Origin of the sequence: Streptomyces sp. NPDC015130 (assembly GCF_043080005.1) — a bacterium.
Lineage (GTDB): Bacteria > Actinomycetota > Actinomycetes > Streptomycetales > Streptomycetaceae > Streptomyces.
The window spans coordinates 45,822-62,163 of the sequence record NZ_JBIBVC010000029.1 but is presented as its reverse complement, the minus strand read 5'-3'; the positions used below and the strand labels follow the sequence as shown (position 1 = coordinate 62,163).

Below are 16,342 nucleotides of genomic sequence, written 5' to 3'. Positions count from 1 at the left end.
GCTGATGTGTGTGCCCGACGGCCGCCGACGGCGGACAACCCCCGACGGGGACCGTCCGCCCGGAACCTCTCCGGATCCCGCGCGCACTCACGGCGCACCCGGCGGCACGAACGGCAGCCCCGCCGGGGCCCCCTCCTCGATCAGCCGCAGCAGCGCGTCCGTGTCCGCGTGCTCCTCGATCAGGTCTCCGAGCCGGTCCAGCTGCTCCTCCCGCAGGGTGCCGAACGACGTGTCGGGGGCCGGCACGAACCGCCGCCCCGCCGCCGCCGCGACCTCCCGCAGGAACGCCCGCCGGAACCCGTCGCTCTCCAGGGAGCCGTGCCAGTGCGTACCCCACACGGAGCCGACCCGGCACCCGTCGAGGAACGGCTCCCCGCCCAGCACGTCCGCGACGCCGTGGTGGATCTCGTACCCCTCGACCCGCTCCCCGAGCGCCTCGCCGACCGGCCGCGCCAGGGTCTTCTCGCGCGCGAACCGCACCCGTACGGGCAGCAGCCCGAGCCCGTCGACGGTCCCGGCCTTCGACTCGACCTCGTCGTCGATCCGCTCGCCGAGCGCCTGGAAGCCGCCGCAGATCCCGAGGACCGGCCGCCCCTCCGCCGCGCGCCGGACCAGCTCGTCCGCGAGGCCCCGCTCGCGGAGCCACGCGAGCGCCTTGACCGTCCCCCGGGTGCCCGGGACGACGACGAGGTCCGCGTCGACGAGCTCCTCCGGCCGGTCGACGAACCGGACGACGACGCCCGGCTCGGCGGCCAGCGCGTCGACGTCGGTGAAGTTCGACATCAGCGGTACGGCGCACACGGCGACCCGCAGGACGTCCGCGCCGACCGGGGGCGCGACGACGGACTCGCGGACGGTGCCCCGCAGCGAGACCCGGAGCCCGTCCTCCTCGTCGATGCCGAGCCCGTGCGCGTACGGCAGGACGCCGAAGGTCCGCCGCCCGGTGAGCCCGTGCAGCATGTCGAGACCCGGCTCGAGCAGGGTCACGTCACCGCGGAACTTGTTCACGAGGTATCCGGCGACGAGCTGCTGGTCCTCGGGCGAGAGCAGCGCCGTCGTCCCGAAGAACTGGGCGAAGACCCCGCCCCGGTCGATGTCGCCGACCACGACGACGGGCAGGTTCGCGGCCCGTGCGATGCCCATGTTCACGATGTCCGTGCGCCGCAGGTTGATCTCGGCCGGACTGCCCGCCCCCTCGCAGATCACGGCGTCGTACATGCCCCGGAGTTCCTCCAGGCACGCCAGGACCGGCTCGAAGAGTTCCTTCTGCCGTCCCCCGTGCAGTGCCTTCCCGGGGGACGACCCGCCGGACCCCCCGAAGAACCCGCGGGCGCTCAGCTCGCCCACCGGTTTCCCCATGAGGACGACCTGGCTGGAGCGGTCGCTGCCCGGCTTGAGCAGCACGGGGTTCATGAGCGCGGTCGGCTCGACGCGGGCGGCCTGCGCCTGCATGGCCTGGGCCCGCCCGATCTCGGCGCCCTCGCGGGTCACGAAGGAGTTGAGGGACATGTTCTGCCCCTTGAACGGCGCCACCTTCAGGCCCTTGCGGACCAGCCAGCGGCAGATGCCGGCCGTCACGACGCTCTTGCCGGCGTCGGACGTGGTCCCGGCGACCAGCAGCCCCCCACCCCTCATGCGTTCCTCCGCTTCACGGCACCGATGATCATGCGGCCGCCGACGCAGGCGGCCAGGGTCAGTGCGGTCACCCGGCGTGAGAGCCGGACCGCCCGGTCGATGTCGGCGACCTCGACGGGCCGCCCTTCCCCGTTCAGCACGGGCCGGTGCTCGACCCGCCCGCCGTACGCGAGGGTCCCCCCGAGCCGTACGCCGAGGGCGCCCGCGAAGGCGGCCTCGACGGGGCCCGCGTTGGGGCTGGGGTGCTTCGCCGCGTCCGCCCGCCAGGCCCGTACGGCTCCCCGCGGGTTCCCTCCGGCGAGCGTCGCGGCGGCGGCCGTCAGCCGGGCCCCGGGCCAGCCCGCCACGTCGTCGAGACGGGCCGAGGCCCAGCCGAAGCGCCGGTGGCGCGGCGACTTGTGGCCGACCATGGCGTCGAGGGTGTTGACGGCCCGGAAGGCGAGGAGGCCCGGCACGCCCGCGACCGCACCCCAGAACAGGGCGCCGACCACGGCGTCGGAGGTGTTCTCGGCGACGGACTCGACGACCGCGCGGGCCATCGCGGGACCGTCCAGGGACTGCGGGTCGCGCCCGCACAGGTGCGGCAGCCGCTCCCGGGCGACCTCCAGGTCCCCGGCGGCGAGCGCCCCGCCGATCGCGCGGGCCTCCCGCCCCAGGGTCGTACCGCCGACGACGGCCCACACGGAGGCGGCGGTCAGTGCGACGGCGGCGGCCGGCCGGTCCCGGACGGCCCGGGCGGCGAGGGCGCCGAGGGCGGCGGTGGAGCCGGCGCAGACGGCGGTGTGCAGGGCGCCCCAGCCGCGGTGGTCGTGGTGGAGGCGCTGTTCGACGGCGGCGGCGGCCCGGCCGAAGGCGGCGACGGGGTGTCCGCGGCGGGGATCGCCGACGAGCTGGTCGACGGCGAGCCCGAGGGCGGCGCCGTACGCGAATCCGCCCGGGGAGAGGCGGCTGGCTCTGATGCGGCCGGGCATGGGCGCATGTCCTCACTCAGGGTCCGCGCCCTGGATCGACGTGACCGGCGGCGAGAGTTCCTGACTCCCGGACCCCTCGGATCCGGTCACAGTGGCGGGACCGCGCCGGATTCGCACCGGACTTCCTCTGCTGCCGCCGTAATGGCCTCGGCAGTCCACCACGGGCCGCGAACAGCCGTCAACTCACCCTTGACCTGCGACGGGTCACTGTGCGAAGCACCACAAACACGGCGGCCGGGCGGCCCGTCACCCGAAGGTGCGGACCGCCCGGCCGCCGTGGAGAGAGAGGACCGTCAGACGACGATCAGGTAGATGCCGTACGCCACGGCCGCCGCGCACAGCGCGAAGCAGGCGTAGGCACCGGTGCGGGCCAGGGTCGCGGAGCCGCCGTTCGCGGCCGCCTCCTCCTGCTTGCCGAGGCCGACGATCCCGAGGGTGAAGAGGCCCACGAGGGCGACGGTCGCCAGGAGGCTGACCCCGAAGACGGAGCCGAGGGCTGCCCAGTCGATCTTCATGTCGTTCGTTCCTTACACCGTTGCGGCGGGGGCCGGGGGAGCGGTCGGGTCCGTGGGAACCGGCGCCGGGATGGTGGTCTTGAGGTCCTCGTCCGCGACGGCGGCGACGGAACCGGCGGCCGGCGGCGGGGTGACGGCCGCGATGGCGGTGGTCACGACGCCCGCGGGCTCCTCGTCCAGGTCGTCGGCGGTGACGTTGTGGTGGTCGACCGGCTTGCGGCGGGAGAGCGCCCAGATCACGGCCGAGCCGGAGACCAGCAGGACGGCCGTGGCGGCGATGCCCCAGGGGCCCTGCTTGGTGAGGAACTCGGCGCCGGCGCCGACGAGACCCGCGGCGGGCAGGGTCAGACCCCAGGCGACGAACATCCGGGTGGCGGTCGACCAGCGGACGACACCGCCCTTGCGGCCGAGGCCGGCACCCATCACGGCACCCGAGCAGGACTGCGTGGTGGAGAGGGAGAAGCCGAGGTGCGAGGAGGCCAGGATGACCGTGGCGGCGCTGGTCTGGGCGGCGAAGCCCTGCTGCGGCTGGAGGTCGGTGAGGCCCTTGCCCATGGTGCGGATGATGCGCCAGCCGCCGAGGTAGGTGCCGGCCGCGATGGCGACACCGGCGGAGACGATGACCCACATCGGGGGGTTCGAGCCGGGGGCGACGACACCCTGGGTGACCAGGGCGAGGGTGATGATGCCCATCGTCTTCTGGGCGTCGTTGGTGCCGTGGGCGAGGGAGACGAGACCGGCGGAGGCGATCTGGCCGGCCCGGTAGCCCTTGGCCGTCGACTTGGCCTCGGGGTTCGCCTTGATCTTGTACGTCAGCTTCGTGGCGGCCATCGCGGCGAGACCCGCGACGAGCGGCGCGGCGACGGCCGGGATGAGGACCTTGGTGACGATGGTCGAGCCGTTGACCGCGGACCAGCCGGCCGACATGACCGCGGCGCCGATGAGGCCGCCGAAGAGCGCGTGGGAGGAGCTGGACGGCAGGCCCAGGAGCCAGGTCAGCAGGTTCCACAGGATGGCGCCCACGAGCGCCGCGAAGATCACTTCTGTACGAATGCCCTCTTCGTTGATGATCCCGCCGGAGATCGTCTTGGCGACCTCCACGGACAGGAACGCGCCGACGAGGTTCAGCACGGCGGACATGGCCACCGCCGTCTTGGGCTTCAGTGCACCGGTCGAGATGGTCGTGGCCATCGCGTTGGCGGTGTCGTGGAAACCGTTCGTGAAATCGAACACGAGAGCTGTCACGACCACAATGGCGAGCAGCAGCGTGATGTGTTCCATTTACCCAGGCAATCGTTTGACGTCAGTGGCTCGACGAACGTAGGCAACCTGGGTGAACGGAAGATGAACTGGGGCGGGCGACGTGGTGTCCCCATCCGGTGTCAAGACATTCCGCTTAGCCCTCGACGGAGCCGGTGTCCACGATGCGGTCACCCTGCGACCCCGGGTAATCCGGGCCCTCGCGGGGCTCCGGCACCCCGGCCCGGCCCCTCCCCCGCCACCCCGTTCCGCCCCCTGGACCGGACCATCCGACCGGGGGACCCCGTCGAGGAGACCCATGTCACTCCCCGGAGGGACCCGGCGGAGGCGGCGGCCGGCGCCCGGCCCCGGGAACCACGGGCGGCACCCCGGCCGGGTCCGCCCGGTGGCAGGCCGCCCGTCACCTGCCGACACTGGGATCGTGCGCCCGGCTACAGCGACGGCAGCGGCCGTCACCACCCTGATCGGTGTCGGCGCGGCCGCGGTAGCGGCCGGCCGGTACGCCAGCGACGTCGCCCTCAAGGTGCCGTCCGGACGACCACTCCCGGGAGACCCGAGACTGACCGTGCACGCCACGGGTCCCGAACGGATCACCCTCACCCGCAGCCTCGCCTCGCTGCGCCCCGGCACGTACGGCATGGAGGCCCCCGGCCTGCACGCCGTCCTCGGTCCCGTCCTCGACCGCGTCCCGCACACCGCCGACACCGTCGTCCGCCGGCTGGAACGCGTCGAGCTCGGCGCCCTGGGCCCCGGCGTACGAGTCCGCCTCACCCCCCAGCTCCACCGGGGCACGCCGACGAGCGCCCTCGGCCTCGCCCACGAGGACGTGGAGATCCCCGGCGAGCTCGGCCCCCTGCCCGGCTGGCTCGTCGCCGGCCCGCGCACCACGTGGGTGATCGCGCTGCACGGCCTCGGCACCACGCGCGAGCACCCCCTGAACCTCGTCCCCTTCTTCAACCGGCGCAAGATCCCGGTCCTCGTCCCCACCTACCGGGGCGACGAGGGGGCGCCCCCCTCCCCGGACGGTCTCGCCCACCTCGGCGACTCCGAGTGGCGGGACGTCGACGCCGCCATCCGGTACGCCGTCCGCCGCGGCGCCGAGAAGGTCGTCCTGCACGGCTGGGGGACCGGCGCCGCGATGGCCCTGCGCGCCGCCGCCGAGTCCGGCGTACGGGACCGGATCAGCGGCCTCGTCCTCGACTCCCCGGTCCTGGACTGGGAGGCCACCCTCCGCAACCTCGCCGCGGCCCGCCACGTCCCCGGCCCCCTGCTCCCGCTCGCCGTCCGCGCGGCCCAGGGCCGGACCGGGGTCCACGGGGACCGGCTCCAGGCCGCCTCGGAGCCGGGCGCCCTGCGCGTCCCGGTCCTCGTCCTGCACGGCCCCGACGACACGATCGCCCCCTGGGAGCCGTCCGTCGAGCTCGCCGCCCGCCGCCCCGACCTGGTCAGCCTGCACACGGTCCGGCACGCCCCGCACGCGGCGATGTGGAACGCCGACCCCGTCCGCTACGAGGAGGCCCTGCGCCGCTTCCTCACCCCCCTGCTCTGACGGCGCCTCCGCCGCCCCTCCGACGGCCCCGCCCGTGGCCGTTCTGACGAGGCAGCGGATTCCGATTGGGCTTTCGGGCCGTCAGCGGGAAGACTGCCCCCGTGACGTCTCGAAAGCCCGATGAACCATTGGCGCGCAACTCCAGACTCCGACTCGTCCGCCCGCGGGCGCTGGCCACCGCCCGACGGGCCGTGACGACCCGGCGCACCCGGCCGGCGCCGCGGCCGCCCGAGGGCACTCCGCCCCGCGCGGAACTCGCCCGCCAGGCCCGGCACGTCCTCGCCGACGCCGTACGGATCGCCCGCTGGGCAGCCGTCGAGCGCGGACCCGAATCCGCGCTCCGTACCGGCACCGCATCCGTCCCCGCCCAGGAACGGGCCGCGGCCGCCCTGGACCTGACGCCCGGCCAGATCCGGGCCGGCTGGGACCGCGCCCGGCTCGCGGGGCTCGTCGAGCTCCACGGCGACACCGCCCGCCCCGGCTGGCGGCTGCAGGCCTGGGACCGGGACGACTCCGCCGTCCTGCGCGGCTGGGTCGCCCTCTTCGACGCCTGGTCCCTGGTCCACCCGGCGCCCGAGGGCGTCGCGCCCAGCGCGGTCGCCGAGGTCGTCGAGGCCGTCCCGCAGGTGCTCTCCCTGCTCCAGCTCTCCCAGGGCCCGGTGCTCGTTCCGGTTCTCCTCGATCTGCTCGGCCAGCGCGTCGAGGAGCTGCGCGAGGAGCGCTGCGAGGTCCCGGTCGCCGACCAGACCCCCGACCGGGCGGGCACCGCTCCCGACCCGGCGGACACCGCCCCCGGGGCACCCCCCGGCACGGACGGGCTCCCGACCCTCCTCGACTGGGCCCTGGAGGGCCTCGCCGCCGTCGGCGCGCTCACCCTCGACCCCGGCGCGGACGCCGGGCACGCCACGCTGACCCCGCTCGGCAACTGGGCGGTCTGGGTCAAGCTGGAGCAGATCTGCGTCGCCGCCCAGAGCCCCGCGGGCAACATCGAGCAGTCCGCCGAGGACATGCTCCGCGGCTGCGCCCGGCTCACCCCGGGACCGGCCCGCGCCGAGTACCGCGCCTGGCTCGCGGCCCGCACGCTCTCCAGCGCGGTGGCCGAGCTCCTCGCCGTCGCGCGTGGCGAGGACGCCCTCCTGCGCGGCCTCGCCTTCGAGGCGCTCCGGGTCGTCGGAGCCCCCGCCGAGGCCGAGGTCCGGGCCACCGTCGCCGAACCCTCCCTGCGGCCGTACGCGCTGCTCTGGCTGGCGGAGTACGAGGGCGCCGACCCCGACGACGCCCAGGAGGTGCTCACCCGCGAGGAGGCCACCTGGCTCTGGGTGGACACGGCCGCGGCCGTCGCCGACCACGGCGAGAGCGAGCTGCTCGTCCGCCACCTCGAGTCCGCCGTCCAGGGCACCGTCCCCGCGCTGCTCGACGAGGTCAGGGCCGTCGGCCACCCCCGTACCGTGCAGGTCCTGGTCGCCCTGGCCGCCGCCCATCCGGACCCGGCCCTGTCCAAGGCGGTCCGCAGGGCCGCCTTCCAGGTCCACACCGGCGGCGCCTGACCGGGGCGCGGTGCCACCCCCGACGAGCGACGTCCGACGCCCGGCGCCCGGCTACTCCGCGGCGCCGGGCGTGTAGGTCCCGAAGCTCCAGATGTTGCCCTCGGCGTCCCGGGCCATGTAGTCCCGCGAGCCGTACTCCTGGTCCGTCGGCGGCATCACGATCTCGGCGCCGTGGGCGAGGGCCCGCGCGTGGTGCTCGTCCACGTCGTCCACGTGCACGAAGACGCCCACCGGGCCCGCGCGGCCCATCAGCTTGTCGAACTCGCTGCCCGTGCCCCTGCTGCCGAGCATCACCATGCCGTTCCCGTACGCCAGCTCCGCGTGCGCGATCAGCCCGTCCTCGGCCTCGTACACGGCGCTCGCCGTGAAACCGAAGCCCTCCGTGAGCAGCTTGATCGCGGCCTTCGCGTCCTCGTACGTCAGCGTCGGACAGATGTGGGGTGCCTCAGCCATCCCGACCACTTCCTCTCGATTCGGCCGAATGTGACCTGGATCTCAGTCTGGCAGCCGCCACCGACAACTCAGCGGAAGGTGTCGCACCGGGCCATGTCGCCGGTCCGGTAGCCCTGGTGGAACCACTGCTGCCGCTGCGCCGCCGAGCCGTGCGTCCAGTTCTCCGGCGTGACCCGGCCCTGGAACCTCTCCTGGATCCGGTCGTCGCCCACCGCGGCCGCCGCGTCGAGGCCGTCCCGGATGTCCGCGTCCGTGAGCCGGGTCAGCAGCGGGCGGCCCGTCCGGTCGTCGGGGGTGGTCGTCGCGTGCCGCGCCCACACCCCGGCGTAGCAGTCGGCCTGGAGCTCGACCCTGACGGCGTTGGAGTCCGCGCCGGTGCGCCCGTCCCGGGCCCGGCCCAGGGTCCCCATCAGGTTCTGGATGTGATGGCCGTACTCGTGCGCCACCACGTACGCCTGGGCGAAGGGGCCGCCGCTCGACCCGAACGTGGTCCGCAGCTCCTCGAAGAAGCCCAGGTCCAGATAGACCTGCCGGTCCCCGGGGCAGTAGAAGGGCCCGACGGCCGAGGTCGCCGAGCCGCACGCGGTCCCGACCCGCTGGGTGAACATCACGGTGGCGGCGTTCCCGTAGGTCCCGCCCCGGCGCGCGTACTCGGTCCGCCAGAAGTCCTGGAGGCTGTTGACGACCGCGACGATCCGGCAGTCCTCGCGGGTGTTCGCGTCCGAGCCCTTCCTGCAGCTCTGGTTCACCTGGGCCGCGGAGGACGAGGTCGCGACCGGTTCCTCGCCGCCGTCGGAGAGCCCGAGCTGCTCGGGCCCGACCCCGAACAGCACGCCCAGGACCAGCGCGATGAGGCCGATGACGCCGCCGCCGACGGTCGCCCTGCCGCCCGGGACGCGGCTGTTCCGGACGTCCTTGACCTCCGAGGTGTCCAGGTCGGCGTCGTCGTCGAACTGCACGGTCCACCACCCTCCGCGTCACTGCCGCGGCAGTGGCCGCCGCCCTGCGCCGAGTATCGGTCGATCTTCACCCTCCCGCCCCTTTTGCGTGATCAGAGAGGAATGAGCGTGAATGTGAGAAAGCTCCGATCGGGCCGTCGAACACCCACATGGCCGAAAACCAGTTGCAGGAGCCCGTTAGACTGGCCGTATGGCCACTCTCCCCGTGCATTAGCGGCGTCGAAGCCCGTCAGCAACCGTCCTTCCGCCGTTTCTCATCGCCCTGGAGTCTGTCCGTGATCACCGCCACCGGCATCGAGCTGCGCGCCGGCGCCCGCGTCCTCATCGAGTCCGCTTCCTTCCGCGTCGCCAAGGGCGACCGCATCGGCCTCGTCGGCCGAAACGGAGCGGGCAAGACGACCCTCACCAAGTGCCTCGCGGGCGAGGGCCAGCCGGCCGGCGGCAGCATCGCCCGCTCCGGTGAGGTCGGCTACCTCCCGCAGGACCCGCGCACCGGCGACCTCGACGTCCTGGCCCGCGACCGCATCCTCTCCGCCCGCGGCCTCGACACCCTCCTCAAGAAGATGCGGGCGAACGAGGAGCGCATCGCGACCGGCACCGGCGGCACCCGCGACAAGGCCATGCGCCAGTACGAGCGCCAGGAGACCGAGTTCCTGACCAAGGGCGGCTACGCGGCCGAGGCCGAGGCCTCCACCATCGCCGCCGCCCTCGGCCTGCCCGACCGGGTCATGGGCCAGCCGCTGCACACCCTCTCCGGCGGTCAGCGCCGTCGCGTCGAGCTCGCCCGGATCCTCTTCTCGGACGCCGACACGCTCCTCCTCGACGAGCCGACCAACCACCTCGACGCCGACTCGATCATCTGGCTGCGGGACTACCTGAAGACCTACCGCGGTGGCTTCATCGTCATCTCCCACGACGTCGACCTCGTCGAGACCGTCGTGAACAAGGTCTTCTACCTGGACGCCAACCGCTCCACGATCGACGTCTACAACATGGGCTGGAAGCTCTACCAGCAGCAGCGCGAGGCCGACGAGAAGCGCCGCAAGCGCGAGCGGCAGAACGCCGAGAAGAAGGCCGCCGCCCTCAACTCGCAGGCCGACAAGATGCGCGCCAAGGCCACCAAGACCGTCGCCGCGCAGAACATGGCCAAGCGCGCCGAGCGGCTGCTGTCCGGCCTGGAGGCCGTGCGCGCCTCCGACAAGGTCGCCAAGCTCCGCTTCCCGGACCCCGCGCCCTGCGGCAGGACCCCGCTGACCGCCGAGGGGCTCTCCAAGTCCTACGGCTCGCTGGAGATCTTCACCGATGTCGACCTCGCCATCGACAAGGGCTCCCGCGTCGTCATCCTCGGCCTCAACGGCGCGGGCAAGACGACCCTGCTGCGCCTCCTCGGCGGCGTGGAGAAGCCCGACACGGGCGAGGTCACCCCGGGGCACGGCCTGAAGCTCGGCTACTACGCCCAGGAGCACGAGACGCTCGACCCCGAGCGGACCGTCCTGGAGAACATGCGCTCGGCCGCGCCCGACCTCGACCTCGTCGACGTCCGCAAGACGCTCGGTTCCTTCCTCTTCTCCGGTGACGACGTCGACAAGCCGGCCGGCGTGCTCTCCGGCGGCGAGAAGACCCGTCTCGCGCTCGCGACCCTCGTCGTCTCCTCGGCCAACGTGCTCCTGCTCGACGAGCCCACCAACAACCTCGACCCGGCGAGCCGCGAGGAGATCCTCGGCGCCCTGCGGACGTACAAGGGCGCGGTCGTCCTCGTCACCCACGACGAGGGCGCGGTCGAGGCGCTCGACCCGGAGCGGATCATCCTGCTCCCGGACGGCGTCGAGGACCTGTGGGGCGCGGACTACGCGGACCTGGTGGCCCTGGCCTGACCCCGGCCCACGGCTCCGGAAGCGCCCGCGGGCGGGCTCCGGAGCCCGAGGTGATCATTCAGAGCTGGATCATTCGGCTCATGGGTGATCCTTCATCTGAGTGAGGGCGTCTCGTACACCCCGGCGCGGTGCTCTGCCGAATCCTTCCGGCAGACCCGCGCCGTACGTGTGTTCCCGCTGCGGCGTTGACCTGGCACTTCCCGCCCGGCGCGGGGCGGGGCCCACTTTCCCCCTGTGCGGAATCTGTGCCTCCGGTCGTGGCGAGGGGGTGCTCCTCCCGCAACCCGGCCGCACGGACCTTGTCGAATGGGTGGCCAGGACGCCGGGTAGGGGTGATCATGAGAAGTCCAGAGCGCACTTCCCATGAGGAGGCACGGGTGGCCGAGACTCTGAAGAAGGGCAGCCGGGTGACCGGCGCCGCGCGCGACAAGCTCGCGGCAGACCTGAAGAAGAAGTACGACTCCGGTGCGAGCATCCGGGCGCTGGCCGAGGAAACCGGCCGCTCCTACGGATTCGTCCACCGGATGCTGAGCGAGTCCGGAGTCACGCTGCGTGGACGCGGCGGAGCGACACGAGGCAAGAAGGCAGCCTCGGTCTGAGTCATCGGGGCGGCTCGACCGGCCACCGGAACTCTCGGTGGCCACCCGGTCGACCGCACTGCCGGCCAGGTGGTTACTGTGCAGTCACTTAGCATCCTCGCAAGTGCTGCACCGGAACCGGAGGCGCCCCATGACTACGCTCGACGACTCTGAGCTCGTATTCGACAAGGACGGTGTACGGCTCACCGTCGAGGACGCCGTTGCCACGGTGACCCTGACCAACCCGGCGAAGCGCAACGCTCAGTCTCCCGCTCTGTGGCGGGCGTTGACAGAAGCCGGCCGGTCGTTGCCCGGCAGCGTGCGGGTCGTGGTCCTGCGCGGAGAGGGGAAGTCCTTCTCCGCGGGGCTCGACCGGCAGGCGTTCACGCCCGAGGGCTTCGACGGAGAGCCGTCCTTCCTCGATCTCGCGCGCGGTTCCGACGCGGACCTCGACGCGGAGATCGCCGCCTATCAGGAGGCGTTCACCTGGTGGCGCCGCAGCGACCTCGTGTCGATCGCGGCCGTCCAGGGACACGCCATCGGCGCGGGCTTCCAGCTCGCCCTCGCCTGCGACCTGCGGGTCGTCACCGAGGACGTGCAGTTCGCCATGCGCGAGACCAGCCTGGGTCTCGTCCCGGACCTGACCGGGACGCACCCGCTCGTCTCGCTCGTCGGCTACGCCCGCGCGCTGGAGATCTGCGCCACCGGCCGCTTCGTCCACGCGGCGGAGGCCGAGCGCATCGGTCTCGCCAACATCGCCGTGCCCGCGGACGAGCTCGACGCGACGGTACGGGACCTCAGTGCCGCCCTGCTCGCGGCGCCGCGCGCCGCGGTCAACGAGACCAAGGCGCTGCTCCAGGCCGCCGCCGGCCGCTCCTACGAGGAGCAGCGCACCGCCGAGCGCGCCGCCCAGGCACGCCGGCTGCGCGACCTCGCGGGCCTCGGCGACTGACGCTCCCCGCCGCCCCGCCGCGGTTCCTACCGCAGCTCCGAGACCAGCACCGTGACCGCCGTCGCCTCCCCGGCCGCGGCGGTCACGGCGTTCCGCACGGCGCGGGCGACGTCCAGGGGGCGGTGCCCCGCCGACACCGCCAGCTCGATTCGCACCCGGCCCGGGGCGCGGTGCACCGGCGGGCCCAGGGTGTCCGTCACGGCCGCGACCCCCTCGACCCGCAGCGCCGCGAGCGCGGCGGGGTCGTCCGTCGCGGGGGAGGTTCGCCCGGGTGGGCGAGCGGCGGGACCGGAATGTGCCGGAGCCGCGTCGAGCAGCTCCGTCACCCGCAGGTCGACGGCGGCCACGACGAGGCCGAGCCCTTCCTCGGCCGCCGTGAGCAGGGCCGTACGCAGCTCTGCGGCGAGCTCGGTGAGCGGTCGCCCGGCCACCGCCCCGAAACCCGCCGAGATCCGCAGCGCCCCCGGCGGCAGCCCGCCCGGCGGTACGGGGAAAGCCCCGGAAACCCGCCCGGCACCGGCGCCCCCACCGGTCTCTGCCCCGGCGTCCCCGCCCGGCTCCGCGGCGAGGTCGATGCGGAGTTCGCCCGGCGCCACCCCCCGTACCGCCGCCGTGGCCTCGTCCAGGGCCGTCCGCACCGCGCGCTCCGTGATCCAGGCCCCGTCCTCCGGCGCCCCGAGCGGCAGCAGCCGACCCGGTGCGAGCCGGTCGCGTACCGCCGCCGTCCAACCCTCAGCCGTCGTCATTGCCCCAGCCTGCCGTATCCCCGGGGCGAGACGGGGCAGCCGCCCTTAGTGTGGGCAAAGAACCCCGAAATATCCCAGAAGGGGCGATATCTGATGGTGGACAGCGCACTCTCCGGTGACACCGCATCCGACGAACCGCGCCGCACCTCCGTGACCAAACGCGGCGGCGGCGCCCCGGCCTCCCGGGGCCGGACCACGATCGCCGACGGCGTCGTGGAGAAGATCGCCGGCCTCGCCGCACGCGACGTCGACGGCGTCCACGCCATGGGCAGCGGGCTCTCCCGCACCTTCGGCGCCGTACGCGACCGCGTACCCGGCGGGGGAGGCGGCAAGGCGAGCGTCACCCGAGGGGTGAAGGCCGAGGTCGGCGAGTTGCAGACCGCCCTCGACCTGGAGATCGTCGTCGACTACGGCGTCTCCATCGCCGACGTCGCCGGCGACGTCCGGAACAACGTCATCACCGCCGTGGAGCGGATGACCGGCCTGGAGGTCGTCGAGGTCAACATCGCGGTCAGCGACGTCAAGCTCCCCGACGAAGAGGAGGACGAACCGGAGTCGAGACTCCAGTAACCCTCGGACAGCCCTCGGACAGGTCTCGGAAGGGGACAGGAAATGAGCATGGCGGTGGTCGGCCTGGTGGCCGGCATGGCCCTGGGATTCGCCGGGTACTTCGGCGGCTTCGGGGCGTTCCTGCTGGTCGCGGCCCTGGGCGCGATCGGCTTCGTGGCCGGCCGGTTCCTCGACGGCGACCTCGAACCCGGCGACCTGTTCCGGGGCCGCGAGCGCGGCGACCGGCGGCGGTGACCCGGGGTGGCAGCGGACCCGGTACGTGACCGCGGGGCGACCACGATCGCCGACCGGGTCGTCGCGAAGATCGCCTCCCAGGCCGCGCGGGAGGCGCTGGGCGCCGTGCCCGAGGGCGGCTCGGCGCCGCACGCCTCGGTCGTCGTCCACCGGGACGTCGCCCGGGTCTCGGTGAGCCTCGAACTCGCCTACCCGACCGACATCGGCCGCCAGTGCGGGGCCGTCCGGGGCCGGGTCCGCAGCCGCTTGGAGGGCCTCGTCGGCATGGAGGTCCACGAGGTCGCCGTCCATGTGGAACGCCTCCACTCCCCGCACACCCGCGACACCACACCGAGGGGCCGCCTCTCATGACCACCACCCCGGCCCCGGACCCCGAGGGCACCGCCCCCCACCCCGAGCCCCCGGCCTCCGGGGCGCCCGGGGACCCCGACTCCGTACCCGTCCTGGCGGACGCCGGTGGACCGGGCGTCCGCCGCTTCTGGGCGGTCCGGCGGATCCCCGCCGCCCTGCTCGCGGCCGTCGTCCTCGGCGGTGCGGGGCTGCTCCTGTACGACGTGGCGGCCGTCCGGGCCGAGCGCTCCGCCATGGCCTGGCGGCGCGAGTTCGCCGACAGCCTCGCGAGCGAGCCCCTCGACAGCACCCCCGTCGTCGCCGGCGCGGCCGTCGCCGTCCTGCTGGGCGTCTGGCTGCTGATCCTGGCCGCCACCCCCGGGCTGCGGGCCGTCCTCCCGATGAGCCGCCGGCACGCCGACGTGCGGGCCGGGCTCGACCGGGAGGCCGCCGCCCTCGTCCTGCGGGACCGCGCCATGGAGGTCTCCGGCGTCCAGTCCGTCAAGGTCCGCGTCGGCCGGGCCAAGGCCGAGGTCCGGGCGGTCTCGCACTTCCGGGACCTCGACGAGGTCCGCAACGACGTGGAGACCGTCCTCGCCACCGGTGTCGACGAGCTCGGCCTCGCCCACCCGCCCGCGCTGACCGTACGGGTGACCCGCCCGCCGAAGAAGGGGTGAACGCCCGTGACGGTCGTCCTCCGCCGCGTCAACCGCGTCCTGCTCGGCCTCGCCGGGCTGCTCCTCGTCGTCGGCGGCGGCGCGGTCCTCGCCGCCGCCCTCGACCTGCCCGTACCGTCCTGGTGGCCCTGGTCGGGCCGCTCCGACGTCCTGCTCTCCGCCGCGGACCGGCAGCGGTGGCGCGAGGAGAGCTGGTGGTGGCCGGTCGTCATCGCCGTCCTCGGGATCGTCGTCCTGCTCGCCCTGTGGTGGCTGCTCGTCCAGTTCCGGCGGGCCCGGCTCCGCGAGCTCCTCGTCGACACCGGCGACGGCGAGGAGGCGATCCTCCGCGGCCGGGCCCTGGAGACCGTCCTGGAGGCGGACGCCGCCGCCCAGGAGGGCGTGGCCCGGGCCAAGGTCTCCCTCACGGGCCGCCGTGGCGCCCCCCGCACCCGCGTCGCCCTCGACCTGGAGCCGTACGCCTCCCCCGGGGACGCCCTCAGCCGCCTCGGCGACGACGCCCTGGCCCACGCCCGGACGTCCGCGGGGCTTCCCGAGCTCCCGACGGAGGCCCGCCTGCGGGCCGTGAAGCACCGGGCCCGCAGGGTCACCTGAGCCCGTCGGGCCCGGCGTCACCTGAGTCCGACATGCCCCGGGGTCACCTGAGCCCGACACGCCCCCGGGGTCACCTGAGCCCGACACGCCCCCGGGGTCACCTGAGCCCGACACGCCCCCGGGCCTCAGAAGCCGGCGCGCGCCCCGCCGTCCACCGGGAGCATCAGCCCCGTCAGGTACGAGGCGGCCGGCGACAGCAGGAAGGCGGCCGTGCGCCCGAACTCCTCCGGGGTGCCGTAGCGGCGCAGCGGGATCGTGGCCTCGTTCGCCGCGCGGGCCGCGTCCGCGTCGCCGGACAGCGCGTCGAGGGAGCGCACCCGGTCCGTGTCGATCCGGCTCGGGAGCAGCCCGACGACCCGGACCCCGCGCGGGCCCAGGTCGTTGGCGAGGGACTTGGCGAAGCCGGCGAGGCCGGGGCGCAGCCCGTTCGAGATGGTCAGGCCGGGGATCGGCTCGTGGACCGAGGCGGACAGCACGAAGCCGATCACACCGCCCTCGGTGAGCGTCTCGGCCGCGGTGCGGGCGAGCCGTACGGCCCCCAGGAAGACGGCGTCGAAGGCGGCCGCCCACTGCTCGTCGGTGTTGTCCGCCGCGAAGCCGGGCGCCGGGCCCCCGACGCTGATGAGGATGCCGTCGAAGCCGCCGAAGCGCGCCCGCGCCTCGGCGATCAGCCGGGCCGGGGTCCCGGGGTCGGCGTTGTCGGCGGCGACACCCGCGACGGTGCTCCCGTCCGCGCCCGCGCCCAGCTCGGCCACGGCGTCCGCGACCGACTTCTCCTCGCGCCCGGTGACCAGCACCTTCGCGCCTTCGGCGAGCAGCGCCTCCGCCGAGGCCCGGCCGAGCCCGCGGGTCGCGCCGGTCACCACGTACACACGGTCCCTCAGTCCAAGATCCATGG

18 protein-coding genes and 1 riboswitch are annotated in these 16,342 nt (G+C 74.2%); of the genes, 10 read left to right on the top strand and 8 right to left on the bottom strand.

Annotation, left to right across the window (positions count from 1 at the left end):
* Window positions 1–87: 87 nt before the first annotated feature.
* The 4 genes from ACF08F_RS36775 to ACF08F_RS36760 form a co-directional block, all read right to left on the bottom strand.
* A complete protein-coding gene (locus ACF08F_RS36775) occupies window positions 88–1,635 on the bottom strand; it encodes a cobyric acid synthase (protein ID WP_392302903.1) in 1,548 nt (515 codons plus the stop codon).
* Window positions 1,632–2,606 carry a cobalamin biosynthesis protein gene (locus ACF08F_RS36770; RefSeq protein WP_392302902.1) on the bottom strand — a complete coding sequence of 325 codons (975 nt, stop codon included), beginning with the start codon at window positions 2,604–2,606 and terminating at the stop codon, window positions 1,632–1,634. Before ACF08F_RS36770 ends, ACF08F_RS36775 begins: the two co-directional genes overlap by 4 nt.
* A 34-nt stretch (window positions 2,607–2,640) precedes the next feature.
* A riboswitch (cobalamin riboswitch) is annotated at window positions 2,641–2,773 on the bottom strand.
* A 126-nt stretch (window positions 2,774–2,899) separates the two neighbouring features.
* Entirely contained in the window at window positions 2,900–3,121 is a 222-nt protein-coding gene (locus ACF08F_RS36765; protein ID WP_392302901.1) for a hypothetical protein, read from the bottom strand.
* 12 nt (window positions 3,122–3,133) lie between these two features.
* A complete protein-coding gene (locus ACF08F_RS36760) occupies window positions 3,134–4,402 on the bottom strand; it encodes an anion permease (protein WP_392302900.1) in 1,269 nt (422 codons plus the stop codon).
* A gap of 400 nt (window positions 4,403–4,802) precedes the next feature.
* On the opposite strand from ACF08F_RS36760, the gene ACF08F_RS36755 reads away from it, so the two are divergent.
* Both ACF08F_RS36755 and ACF08F_RS36750 read left to right on the top strand, forming a co-directional pair.
* On the top strand, window positions 4,803–5,930 hold the full coding sequence (locus tag ACF08F_RS36755) for an alpha/beta hydrolase (RefSeq protein WP_392302899.1): 1,128 nt from the start codon (window positions 4,803–4,805) through the stop codon (window positions 5,928–5,930).
* Window positions 5,931–6,058: 128 nt separating this feature from the next.
* Window positions 6,059–7,477 carry a hypothetical protein gene (locus ACF08F_RS36750; RefSeq protein WP_392302898.1) on the top strand — a complete coding sequence of 473 codons (1,419 nt, stop codon included), beginning with the start codon at window positions 6,059–6,061 and terminating at the stop codon, window positions 7,475–7,477.
* Between the two features lie 51 nt (window positions 7,478–7,528).
* Here the strand turns inward: ACF08F_RS36750 and ACF08F_RS36745 are convergent, their stop codons facing one another.
* Both ACF08F_RS36745 and ACF08F_RS36740 read right to left on the bottom strand, forming a co-directional pair.
* Window positions 7,529–7,930 (bottom strand): VOC family protein, encoded by a 402-nt coding sequence (locus tag ACF08F_RS36745; RefSeq protein WP_392302897.1) that lies wholly within the window; start codon window positions 7,928–7,930, stop codon window positions 7,529–7,531.
* A 68-nt stretch (window positions 7,931–7,998) separates the two neighbouring features.
* Complete coding sequence (locus tag ACF08F_RS36740; protein WP_392302896.1) at window positions 7,999–8,889, bottom strand: neutral zinc metallopeptidase; 891 nt, start codon at window positions 8,887–8,889, stop codon at window positions 7,999–8,001.
* A 275-nt stretch (window positions 8,890–9,164) separates the two neighbouring features.
* Here ACF08F_RS36740 and ACF08F_RS36735 point away from each other — a divergent pair, with 275 nt between their 5' ends.
* The 3 genes from ACF08F_RS36735 to ACF08F_RS36725 all read left to right on the top strand — a co-directional run bounded on the left by ACF08F_RS36735 (window position 9,165) and on the right by ACF08F_RS36725 (window position 12,293).
* On the top strand, window positions 9,165–10,763 hold the full coding sequence (locus ACF08F_RS36735; RefSeq protein ID WP_392302895.1) for an ABC-F family ATP-binding cassette domain-containing protein: 1,599 nt from the start codon (window positions 9,165–9,167) through the stop codon (window positions 10,761–10,763).
* Between the two features lie 377 nt (window positions 10,764–11,140).
* Window positions 11,141–11,362 carry a helix-turn-helix domain-containing protein gene (locus tag ACF08F_RS36730; protein WP_024756249.1) on the top strand — a complete coding sequence of 74 codons (222 nt, stop codon included), beginning with the start codon at window positions 11,141–11,143 and terminating at the stop codon, window positions 11,360–11,362.
* Window positions 11,363–11,492: 130 nt separating this feature from the next.
* Window positions 11,493–12,293, top strand: coding sequence for an enoyl-CoA hydratase/isomerase family protein (locus ACF08F_RS36725; protein ID WP_392302894.1), 801 nt, complete (start codon window positions 11,493–11,495; stop codon window positions 12,291–12,293).
* A 26-nt stretch (window positions 12,294–12,319) separates the two neighbouring features.
* Here the strand turns inward: ACF08F_RS36725 and ACF08F_RS36720 are convergent, their stop codons facing one another.
* The gene (locus ACF08F_RS36720) at window positions 12,320–13,039 is read right to left on the bottom strand and encodes a hypothetical protein (RefSeq protein ID WP_392302893.1); all 720 of its coding nucleotides are present in this window, start codon (window positions 13,037–13,039) and stop codon (window positions 12,320–12,322) included.
* A 93-nt stretch (window positions 13,040–13,132) separates the two neighbouring features.
* Here ACF08F_RS36720 and ACF08F_RS36715 point away from each other — a divergent pair, with 93 nt between their 5' ends.
* The 5 genes from ACF08F_RS36715 to amaP are packed head-to-tail and all read left to right on the top strand — an operon-like array spanning window position 13,133 to window position 15,444.
* Window positions 13,133–13,609, top strand: a complete 477-nt coding sequence (locus ACF08F_RS36715) for an Asp23/Gls24 family envelope stress response protein (protein ID WP_392302892.1) — start codon at window positions 13,133–13,135, stop codon at window positions 13,607–13,609.
* Window positions 13,610–13,651: 42 nt separating this feature from the next.
* The gene (locus ACF08F_RS36710) at window positions 13,652–13,843 is read left to right on the top strand and encodes a hypothetical protein (protein WP_024756245.1); all 192 of its coding nucleotides are present in this window, start codon (window positions 13,652–13,654) and stop codon (window positions 13,841–13,843) included.
* 6 nt (window positions 13,844–13,849) lie between these two features.
* Window positions 13,850–14,194 (top strand): Asp23/Gls24 family envelope stress response protein, encoded by a 345-nt coding sequence (locus tag ACF08F_RS36705; RefSeq protein ID WP_392302891.1) that lies wholly within the window; start codon window positions 13,850–13,852, stop codon window positions 14,192–14,194.
* Window positions 14,191–14,850, top strand: a complete 660-nt coding sequence (locus ACF08F_RS36700) for a DUF6286 domain-containing protein (RefSeq protein WP_392302890.1) — start codon at window positions 14,191–14,193, stop codon at window positions 14,848–14,850. Before ACF08F_RS36705 ends, ACF08F_RS36700 begins: the two co-directional genes overlap by 4 nt.
* A 6-nt stretch (window positions 14,851–14,856) precedes the next feature.
* Window positions 14,857–15,444: an alkaline shock response membrane anchor protein AmaP gene (amaP, locus tag ACF08F_RS36695; RefSeq protein WP_392302889.1), complete on the top strand. Its 588-nt coding sequence runs from the start codon at window positions 14,857–14,859 to the stop codon at window positions 15,442–15,444.
* 125 nt (window positions 15,445–15,569) lie between these two features.
* Here amaP and ACF08F_RS36690 read toward each other — a convergent pair whose 3' ends face one another.
* Window positions 15,570–16,340 carry an SDR family oxidoreductase gene (locus tag ACF08F_RS36690; RefSeq protein ID WP_392302888.1) on the bottom strand — a complete coding sequence of 257 codons (771 nt, stop codon included), beginning with the start codon at window positions 16,338–16,340 and terminating at the stop codon, window positions 15,570–15,572.
* Window positions 16,341–16,342: the final 2 nt, after the last annotated feature.

What these genes read in the sequence shown, in the direction of transcription:
- ACF08F_RS36775 (WP_392302903.1), bottom strand. Translation starts at nt 1,635, where the DNA reads ATGAGGGGTGGGGGGCTGCTGGTCGCCGGGACCACGTCCGACGCCGGC.
- ACF08F_RS36770 (WP_392302902.1), bottom strand. Translation starts at nt 2,606, where the DNA reads ATGCCCGGCCGCATCAGAGCCAGCCGCCTCTCCCCGGGCGGATTCGCG.
- ACF08F_RS36765 (WP_392302901.1), bottom strand. Translation starts at nt 3,121, where the DNA reads ATGAAGATCGACTGGGCAGCCCTCGGCTCCGTCTTCGGGGTCAGCCTC.
- ACF08F_RS36760 (WP_392302900.1), bottom strand. Translation starts at nt 4,402, where the DNA reads ATGGAACACATCACGCTGCTGCTCGCCATTGTGGTCGTGACAGCTCTC.
- ACF08F_RS36745 (WP_392302897.1), bottom strand. Translation starts at nt 7,930, where the DNA reads ATGGCTGAGGCACCCCACATCTGTCCGACGCTGACGTACGAGGACGCG.
- ACF08F_RS36725 (WP_392302894.1), top strand. Translation starts at nt 11,493, where the DNA reads ATGACTACGCTCGACGACTCTGAGCTCGTATTCGACAAGGACGGTGTA.
- ACF08F_RS36720 (WP_392302893.1), bottom strand. Translation starts at nt 13,039, where the DNA reads ATGACGACGGCTGAGGGTTGGACGGCGGCGGTACGCGACCGGCTCGCA.
- ACF08F_RS36715 (WP_392302892.1), top strand. Translation starts at nt 13,133, where the DNA reads ATGGTGGACAGCGCACTCTCCGGTGACACCGCATCCGACGAACCGCGC.
- ACF08F_RS36710 (WP_024756245.1), top strand. Translation starts at nt 13,652, where the DNA reads ATGAGCATGGCGGTGGTCGGCCTGGTGGCCGGCATGGCCCTGGGATTC.
- ACF08F_RS36700 (WP_392302890.1), top strand. Translation starts at nt 14,191, where the DNA reads ATGACCACCACCCCGGCCCCGGACCCCGAGGGCACCGCCCCCCACCCC.
- ACF08F_RS36690 (WP_392302888.1), bottom strand. Translation starts at nt 16,340, where the DNA reads ATGGATCTTGGACTGAGGGACCGTGTGTACGTGGTGACCGGCGCGACC.